Origin of the sequence: Mycobacterium sp. (genome assembly GCF_035570115.1) — a bacterium.
Taxonomy (GTDB): Bacteria; Actinomycetota; Actinomycetes; order Mycobacteriales; family Mycobacteriaceae; genus Mycobacterium.
Map to the genome: position 1 here is coordinate 1 of NZ_DATMLH010000189.1, position 8160 is coordinate 8160.

The following is an 8160-nucleotide window of genomic DNA, read 5'->3' on the forward strand; positions in this document are numbered from 1 at the left end:
CGAAGGCTGGCTGCATACCGGTGACCTCGCACGGCGGGATGCCGACGGCTACATCTACCCCAGCGGCCGGCTCAGCGACACGATCAACCGCGGGGGAGAGAAGTTCGGGCCGATCGAGGTCGAGGAAGCACTGCGTACCCATCCGGCGGTGAGCGACGTCGCAGTCGCCGGGATTACCGACGAGGAGATGGGTCAGCGGGTGGGCGCGGCGGTGGTGGCTCACCTCCCCGTGACGCTCGAGGAGCTGCGGTCGCATTGTCGTGACCGCATCGCCTATTTCAAGCTGCCTGAGCGGCTGATGATCGTCGACCACATCCCGTACAGCGAGACCGGCAAAGTCAACCGCCGCCAGCTCTCGCTGTTAATCGCAGATAACCCCTGAGCGGCCGAAAGGAATCGCCGTGCTGTTCCTTCACGAAACCCACCGGGTCGTCGGCGCCCGCGAGGACGACTTCGAGGCGGCCTACCGCGAAGGCTGGATGCCTACCCTGGCGCAGGAGGACAACGCTCGGTTGTTGTGGTACACCAACCACGCTCACGGCTCGGGCGTGGCGTACAACGTGGTCACTGTCACCGGCATCGCCGACGGCGCGGCGTGGGAAAGCCTGGCCCGGCGGGCGCAACGAGGCGACCTGGCGCCATGGATGCGCGAATTGGACAACCTGCGCCACGAGGTGATCGGGAAGATCCTGTTGCCGGTCGAGTGGTCGCCGCTGCAAGCAGTGGACCTGATGACCGTGCCCACCGACGGTGCAACGCATCCCCCGAGTCTGTTCATGGAGGACACCGGATGGCCTTACGCCGCGCTGGACGACTACATCCGATCGTGGGATGAGATCTACTACCGAGTGCTTTCCAAGGCCCCGCCCGGGAGACGAGTGCTCGAAATCCAGGCCTGCTTCCAGGTGGCGCACGGGAGCCACAAACGCCGAGAGGCGATGCTGTGGCAGAAGATTGACGCGACCAACGACTACGCCGCCCTGCTACATCTGCTGACTACGGACATCCCACCCGAGCACCGCGGACCCGGCACCTACATGTTCGAAGCGCTGAAGTACCGCGATCAGTGGGAGAGCCGCTTGCTTCGAACCTCTACGTGGTCACCCCTGCACTGATCGAGGACTAAAACCATTCTTCCCGTTTAAGATTCGGTTCGCTTCCGCCGCCATATCGGCGACGATGTCAGCCGCCGGGCGAACGTCGCCGACGCGTCCTATTGCCTCGCCGACGAGTATGGCCGCGATGTCGAAGTCCTCGGCTGCGACAGCGGTTTCATAGGTGTTGACTACATCCGGCAACGACGACACCAGTTCGGAATCGTTGCCGTGCCAGCCGTCGACGAAGGGGTTGCTCAAAGCTCGCTCGTTGTATTGGGGCGGCCAATCCAAGCGCCGCACAACGTCATAGACCCGCGTGCGGTAGGTGCTGTCTCCGCTGGCCCGAATGGCCCGCTGCTGCGCCCGCGGCGACACCAGCGCCTCGGGGGAGGCCCAAAACCTGGTGCCCACCAGCGCGCCATCGGCACCGAGGGTTAGCGCCGCCGCGAGCCCACGGCCGTCGGCGACACCGCCGGCAGCCAGCACAAGCGTTTCAGGCGAACGTTCGGCGGCCAGGTCCACGACGTCGGGCACCAGCGTGAAAGTCGAACGGACAGTCATTCCATGCCCACCTGCCTCGCCGCCCTGGGCCACCAGGATCTCCGCGCCGGCATCCAACGCCTCGCGCGCCTGGCCGAGAGTCTGCACCTGTGCGATCAGCGGGACGCCGGCGGCGTGGATGCGCTCGGCGAACGGCCGCAGATCACCGAACGACAACATGATCGTCGCCGGTTGCCGCTCCAGCGTCTCGTCTAGCAGCTCGGGCTTGCGGGCCAGACTCCACGTGATGAAGCCGCATCCAACCCGCGTCCCCCCGGCCAGGCCGAATTCGCGCTGCAGCCAGTCCGAGTCGCCGTAGCCGCCACCGATGAGGCCCAGGCCACCGGCCGACGTTACGGCCGCGGAGAGCCGGCCCCCCGAATTCAGTGCCATAGGCGCGGACAAGATCGGATGTTCGATGTCGAAGAAATGGGTGAGACGGGTAGTCAGACCCACGGCGGCACTCACTTGAGCTCTCCGGTGAGGAACTGTGCCCGTCCGTAGCCGAATGACCAGTCCTCGTCGTCATTTTCGGTGATCGAGACGATCAGATCCGCCGGGTCGAGCCCGCACCGCTCAGCGAGATGCGATGCCAGCAGCTTGTAAAACCGTTCTTTGAATTCGCGCGGACGTCGCCGGCTCACCACGTGCAAAACCACCTGCTGAGCCGAGCGGTTGATGCCGAGACCGGTGTCCCAAGTGACGACCTCGTGGGCTGGATGGGTGTGCACCACCTGGTAGCGGTCGCGTTGCGGGACCTCAAAAGCTTCGACCACGGCCTCGTGGATTGCGTCCAGCAATTCCTGAATCTCGGCCGGCGTGCGGCCCTCGATGATGTCGACGTATAACAGCGGCATTGTCTTCTCCTGACACCTCCGGGCCGCAGGGTGCGCCCCTGATGCCACCGACGTTAGACGCGCGAGCAGACGCCGTGAAATGCCTGCTGTAGAGCATCTATGCTTGTCAGGCATGAGCGCGCTGGAGAGCGGCCGAGTGGAACTGCGGCACCTCCGCGCGTTCGAAGCGGTGGCTCGCCTCAAGTCGTTCACCCACGCCGCCGGCGAACTCGTGATCACGCAGCCCGCGTTGACGCGCACGATTCAGCAATTGGAAGACGCGCTGGGCGTAACGCTGCTCGATCGCAGTTCGCGGCACGTTGAAGTGACCACCGCCGGGCGGACCTTCGTCGACTACGTGGAACGGATCCTCGCCGAGTTGGAGCGCGGTATCGGCGCTGTTCGGCAGCAGGCCAGCATCCGCCTGGGGTTCAGCTGGTTACTGCCCGACCCGTGGGCCCAGCAGACCGTCGTTCGCTTCGAGCAGGCCACCGGCATCGCGGTCACGCTGGTCCGTACCGACGATGCGCTGGACGCTGTGCGACAGGGAAAGGTCGACGTCGCAGTAGTGCGTGGACACGACGCGTACGCCGCCGTGCGCGTGGTGCACCTGTTCAACGAGTCGCGGGTGGCGGTGTGTTCGGTTCACTCCCGGCTGGCGAACAAATCGGAATTGGACTGGGCCGATGTCCCGCAGTGGCCACTGGTCGTCAACGTCGCCAGCGGCACCACCGGACCTTGGTCGTGGCCGGCCGGAGCCGGGCCGAAATCCATTGTGCAAACAAGCAATTTCGACGAGTGGATCGAATCGGTCGCCGCCGATCGGGGCATCGGTGTGATCCCGGACGTAGCCGTCAGACGTAACATTCATCCCGGCGTGCGATTCATCGCGCTACGCGGCGCCCCGCCCAGCCCGGTCGTGCTGGCATTTCTGCCGCGGGCGCATGACGCAGCGCTACGCCGATTCGTCGAGGCGGCCGTGCAGGCCGCACGACACCCGGACGCCTCGAATACGAACTGACGCCTCGCCTCGCGGCGAAATGCGCAGCGCCCGCTAGCCGCCCGCACACCGCTTTCTCAGGAGCCACACCGGCTCGCCAACTCGCCATTCGGGCGATCGCACTGATACCCTCCCATCGCCGTGGTTTTGTCGGGTCGCGTGGAGTTAACCGCCCGGACAGGTGGCGCAGCAGCACAGATGAAGCGGCAGTGGCGATGACGACCAGTGGCCTGACGGAAAGAGTGTTGTGCGCAGCGGAGAGATAAAGGCCCTCACGGGACTTCGCATCATCGCCGCCGTGTGGGTAGTGCTGTTTCACTTCCGGCCCATGTTGAGCGATGCGTCGCCCAGCTTCCGCGACGCCCTCGCGCCGGTGCTCAACTGCGGCGCGCAAGGCGTCGACCTCTTTTTCATCCTGAGTGGATTCGTGCTGACCTGGAACTACCTCGATCGCATGGGCCGGTCGTGGTCGGCGCGCGCCACCCTGCACTTCCTGTGGCTGCGGCTGGCCAGAGTGTGGCCGGTCTACCTGGTCACGTTGCACCTCGCCGCCCTGTGGGTGATCTTCACCCTGCACGTCGGTCACGTGCCGTCGCCCGACGCCGGGCAGCTCACCGCAATCAGCTACGTGCGGCAGATCCTGCTCGTGCAGTTGTGGTTTGTGCCGTTCTTCGATAACTCCAGCTGGGATGGGCCGGCCTGGTCGATCAGCGCCGAATGGCTGGCCTACCTGCTGTTCGGAGTGATCGTCCTGGTGATTTTGCGGATGACGCACGCGACGAGGGCGCGCAGCCTGATGTTGCTAGCGTTCGCGGCGTCACTGCCGCCGGTGGTGATGTTGCTGGCCAGCGGCCACTTCTACACACCGTGGAGCTGGCTGCCGCGAATCGTGACGCAATTCACCGCCGGCGCCCTCGCCTGCGCCGCCGTGCGCAGGTTGCGGCTGACCGATCGTGGTCGCCGCATCGCGGGCTACACCTCCCTGCTTCTGTTGGTCGCCATGGTGGGCGTCCTCTACTGGTTCAAGGCGCATCCGATATCCGGGGTCGTGGAGAACGACAGCGGCGGAGTGGTCGACATGCTGTTCGTTCCGCTGGTGATAACCCTGGCGGTCGGCCTGGGCAGCCTGCCGAGGCTGCTGTCGACGCGGTTGATGGTTTATGGCGGTCAGATCTCGTTCTGCCTGTACATGGTTCACGAGCTGGTGCATACGGCCTGGGGATGGGCGGTCGAGCAATTCACGCTCACACCGTGGCATTCCGATTCCCTATGGAAATGGAACGTCTTCGGCCTGTTGGCGGTCGCCGTGGTTATCTCGGTCCTGATGTATCACTTCATCGAAGAGCCCGCCCGCCGTTGGATGCGCAGGATGGTCGACTTCAGCGGCCCGAACGCCGACGCCCAGACCGATTCGGCGGCTCAACCCGCGACCGCCAAGCTGCAATCGGTCGACCGGGCGCTCGAGGCGCGCGCAGGGTAGGGATGCGTTGCGGACGCGAAGGCTGCTGCGCCACACCCTGATCGAGTACGATCCCTTTGGCACGGGACCAACGGTCCCGTGCCCGTCGACGAAGTGGGGGCTTAACCTGCGCTGACCGGCTCCTGCTCGGCGTCCAACCGGACACCCGCGCGTCGACGGCGCAGTGCTTCGTTTTGCTCGTACGATGCCGCGGGCACAAATGCGGCACCCGGTTGAGGGGTGGACAGTGCAGATAGCAGCGGTTCGTCTGGCTCCGGTGGTCATCTCGCTAGCCCTTGCCGTCGGAATGGTCAGCCACCGACCGGCGCCGGCACGGCTATACCAGCCAGCGGCCCTGGGCACCCCGATTGATCACGTCGCGGTGATCGGGGACTCCTACACCACCGGCACGGACGAGGGCGGGCAGGGCGCGAATGCGTGGACGACCCGCACCTGGCTGGCGCTCGCGCACCAGGGAGTTCAGATCTTGCCCGATGTCGCATCCGAGGGCAGAGCAGGCTATGTCGTGCGCGGCGACCACGGCAGCGTTTTTGAAGATCTGACGCTCCGAGCCGTCCACCCAGACGATTCGCTGGTGGTGTTCTTCGGCTCCCGCAATGACGAGGGCGTCGATCCTATGCAGATGGCGGCCATGGCACACGACACCTTCGATCTGGCGCGCCGCATGGCGCCCTCGGCGAAGCTGCTGGTGATCGGCCCGCCGTGGCCGACTGCCAATCCGCCGTTCGACGTCCTGTACGTCCGCGACACCCTCAGCAGTCAGGCCCGTGAGGCGGGCGCAACGTTTATCGATCCGATCATCGACGGCTGGTTCGTCGGTAGGCCCGACCTGATCGGCCCAGACGGTGTGCATCCCAACGACGCCGGACATGCGTATCTGGCGGAACAAATCGCTCCACTGATACGTGCTCAGTTGTCCAGATGGGGCTGAATTCCCGTACGCAGTCAACGCGTTTCGCACAACCTAGTCCGGGTGCCAAAAGCAGCACCTGACGAAATGAGGATTGCACGTGAAATCTGACGCGCGCACGGCGATGGCGTTGTTCGGCGGTGCGGCCTTCCTCGTGTTAGCGGTTGGCTGCGGCGGGGGCGGCAAAGGCGGGCCGACGACCACCACAACGACCACGACCACAACGACGACCAGCCCTTCGTCGACCGTCGCGCCCGCACCTCCGCCAGCCTCAGAACCTGCGCCATCGCCGGCTCCCGGCGACGGTGGGCCTGGCGGTGTCACCGGCGGCGGCGGACCCAACGGCGGCGGTGGGAGCATCCCGGGCGGTCCGACGGGCGGCGGCGGACCGGGTGGGGGCGGGGGCAGCATCCCCGGCGGGCCAACGGGCGGTGGTGGACCGGGCGGCGGCTGGGGTCAAATCCCCGGCGGCCCCAGCGGCGGCGGTGGACCTGGCGGCGGCCACGGTTGTGTACCGGGCGTCGGTTGCGGTGGCTGGCCGTGATCGGGCATCGCCGTTGAGCTAGTCACGGGTGCATGGCAGATTTAAGGTTCTCCGCAACTCGACTGCTAAGGGACTCACATGGCCAAGCTCAGATTTGGGTATTTCATCGCACCGTTTCATCGGGCGGGCACCAACCCGACGCTTGCCTTGCAGCGAGATCTTGAATTCGTCGAACACCTCGACGCGCTCGGCTTCGACGAGGCGTGGATTGGCGAGCATCACTCGGCAGGCACAGAGCTCATCGCCTCGCCGGAGATCTTCATCGCCGCCGCCGCGCAACGGACCAAGTGGATCAAGCTGTGCACGGGGGTCATCTCGCTCGCTTACCACAACCCGCTCTGGGTCGCCGACCGGTTGATGATGCTGGATCACCTGACGCATGGCCGTGTGATTGGCGGGGTGGGACCGGGTTCGCTACCCAGCGACTCGTCGATGATCGGCCTGACCCCCACCGACACCCGCGAGCTGCTGGACACCAACCTCGACATCGTTGTCCGGCTGCTGCGGGGGGAGACGGTGTCTGCTAAGACCCCGACGCACGAGTTGCACAATGCCCAGTTGCAACTCGCCCCGTACTCCGACGGCGGTGTCCCGCTGGCGGTGGCCGCGGTCGCCTCGCCGACGGGTGCGCGGTTGGCCGGCCGGCACGGCATCGGCCTGCTGTCGATCGGGGCGACGCTGACTATCGAGGGCTTCAACGCGCTGCAGTATCACTGGGACATCGTCGAAGAGCGCGCGGCCGCATTCGGCACCCAAGTCGATCGCAAGAATTGGAGCCTGGTCGGGCCGTTCCACGTCGCCGAAACCGAAAAGGAAGCCCGCGAGGACGTGAAATTTGGCCTCGAGTCATGGTTCCGGTACTTCCAGAAGGTGGCCGCGTTCCCGCAAATGACCATGCCCGGCGAGCAGATCGACGAGATGATCGATGTCATCAACGACAACGGCGCAGGCGTGATCGGCACCCCGGAGCGGGCACGGGCACAGGTGCAGCGGATGTGGGATCAGTCCGGCGGGTTCGGCTGCATGCTGCAGATGGGTCACGAGTGGGCCAATCCGGCGGCGACCAAACGGTCCGCGGAATTGTTCGCCGCCGAAGTGATGCCGCATTTTCAGGGTCAGGCGCAGCCGACACTGGATGCCGCCGCGCGCGCCAGCGCGGTGCGAGAAGGCCTCGCGCAGTCGCAGAACGACGCCGTCGCGCACATGACCAAGAAATATCAGGACGAAATCGCTTCGAAATAGCCAACTTTGGCTTCAAGGCAGCGCGAATTAGCGCTGCGCTCATTCGCAGCCAATGGCCGGGTACCTCCCGCGCCTACCCGCGAGTCAGGTGCGGGCGCGGGCGATTCGACTCCCAACCAGCAGCAGCCACACGATCGCGCATACGTAGAAGACCCTCTCTGACAGCCCTAACACCGGATGTGTAGGACTGCTGCTCTCGACGCCACCAACGAAGAGCAAGGTCGCTATGAGCGCCAGAACACCCAGAACGAGGCTCAGCCTGCTGAGCGACGACCAGTGCGGTTCGCGCCGAAAACTCCGGCTGGCCATGATCATGGCTATGGAGACGCTGAAGAAGGCCAGCGCCCCAAGGACGTTGTGGATCCGTCCGTGCACGGTGGGGACAGCCGCCGGCAGGTCGTCATGAAAGAAAGCAGCCAGGAAGCGCGAGGCGCCCCACACTGCAAGCAGGAGGAGGGTAGCCGGTGAGAGAAGACCAGCGTCGTGACCTCTGGCGACGATCCACACAAGG

At 65.4% G+C, this 8160-nt stretch carries 10 protein-coding genes; 7 read left to right on the plus strand and 3 right to left on the minus strand.

The features are described from left to right. Together VNW74_RS17025 and VNW74_RS17030 are read left to right on the plus strand one after the other, a co-directional pair. A partial coding sequence (locus VNW74_RS17025; protein ID WP_414686705.1) for a class I adenylate-forming enzyme family protein occupies window positions 1–382 on the plus strand: 382 nt, incomplete at its 5' end. A gap of 19 nt (window positions 383–401) precedes the next feature. Next, a complete protein-coding gene (locus VNW74_RS17030; RefSeq protein ID WP_325678850.1) occupies window positions 402–1115 on the plus strand; it encodes a hypothetical protein in 714 nt (237 codons plus the stop codon). Here VNW74_RS17030 and VNW74_RS17035 read toward each other — a convergent pair. Both VNW74_RS17035 and VNW74_RS17040 read right to left on the minus strand, forming a co-directional pair. Further along, a complete protein-coding gene (locus VNW74_RS17035; protein WP_414686706.1) occupies window positions 1101–2105 on the minus strand; it encodes an NAD(P)H-dependent flavin oxidoreductase in 1005 nt (334 codons plus the stop codon). The genes VNW74_RS17030 and VNW74_RS17035 overlap by 15 nt on opposite strands. After that, the gene (locus VNW74_RS17040; RefSeq protein ID WP_325678852.1) at window positions 2102–2494 is read right to left on the minus strand and encodes a tautomerase family protein; all 393 of its coding nucleotides are present in this window, start codon (window positions 2492–2494) and stop codon (window positions 2102–2104) included. Before VNW74_RS17040 ends, VNW74_RS17035 begins: the two co-directional genes overlap by 4 nt. 112 nt (window positions 2495–2606) lie before the next feature. Here VNW74_RS17040 and VNW74_RS17045 point away from each other — a divergent pair, with 112 nt between their 5' ends. From VNW74_RS17045 to VNW74_RS17065, 5 genes are all read left to right on the plus strand, one after another. Further along, a complete protein-coding gene (locus VNW74_RS17045) occupies window positions 2607–3494 on the plus strand; it encodes a LysR family transcriptional regulator (RefSeq protein ID WP_325678854.1) in 888 nt (295 codons plus the stop codon). 226 nt (window positions 3495–3720) lie between these two features. Beyond that, window positions 3721–4953 carry an acyltransferase gene (locus VNW74_RS17050; RefSeq protein WP_325678856.1) on the plus strand — a complete coding sequence of 411 codons (1233 nt, stop codon included), beginning with the start codon at window positions 3721–3723 and terminating at the stop codon, window positions 4951–4953. A 226-nt stretch (window positions 4954–5179) separates the two neighbouring features. Beyond that, window positions 5180–5884: an Rv0518 family GDSL lipase gene (locus tag VNW74_RS17055; RefSeq protein ID WP_325678858.1), complete on the plus strand. Its 705-nt coding sequence runs from the start codon at window positions 5180–5182 to the stop codon at window positions 5882–5884. Between the two features lie 79 nt (window positions 5885–5963). Next, entirely contained in the window at window positions 5964–6407 is a 444-nt protein-coding gene (locus VNW74_RS17060) for a hypothetical protein (protein WP_325678860.1), read from the plus strand. A gap of 78 nt (window positions 6408–6485) precedes the next feature. Continuing rightward, a complete protein-coding gene (locus VNW74_RS17065; RefSeq protein ID WP_325678862.1) occupies window positions 6486–7649 on the plus strand; it encodes an LLM class flavin-dependent oxidoreductase in 1164 nt (387 codons plus the stop codon). Between the two features lie 84 nt (window positions 7650–7733). Here VNW74_RS17065 and VNW74_RS17070 read toward each other — a convergent pair. Continuing rightward, a partial coding sequence (locus VNW74_RS17070; RefSeq protein WP_325678864.1) for a DUF998 domain-containing protein occupies window positions 7734–8160 on the minus strand: 427 nt, incomplete at its 5' end.

What these genes read in the sequence shown, in the direction of transcription:
- VNW74_RS17045 (WP_325678854.1), top strand. Translation starts at nt 2,607, where the DNA reads ATGAGCGCGCTGGAGAGCGGCCGAGTGGAACTGCGGCACCTCCGCGCG.
- VNW74_RS17040 (WP_325678852.1), bottom strand. Translation starts at nt 2,494, where the DNA reads ATGCCGCTGTTATACGTCGACATCATCGAGGGCCGCACGCCGGCCGAG.
- VNW74_RS17065 (WP_325678862.1), top strand. Translation starts at nt 6,486, where the DNA reads ATGGCCAAGCTCAGATTTGGGTATTTCATCGCACCGTTTCATCGGGCG.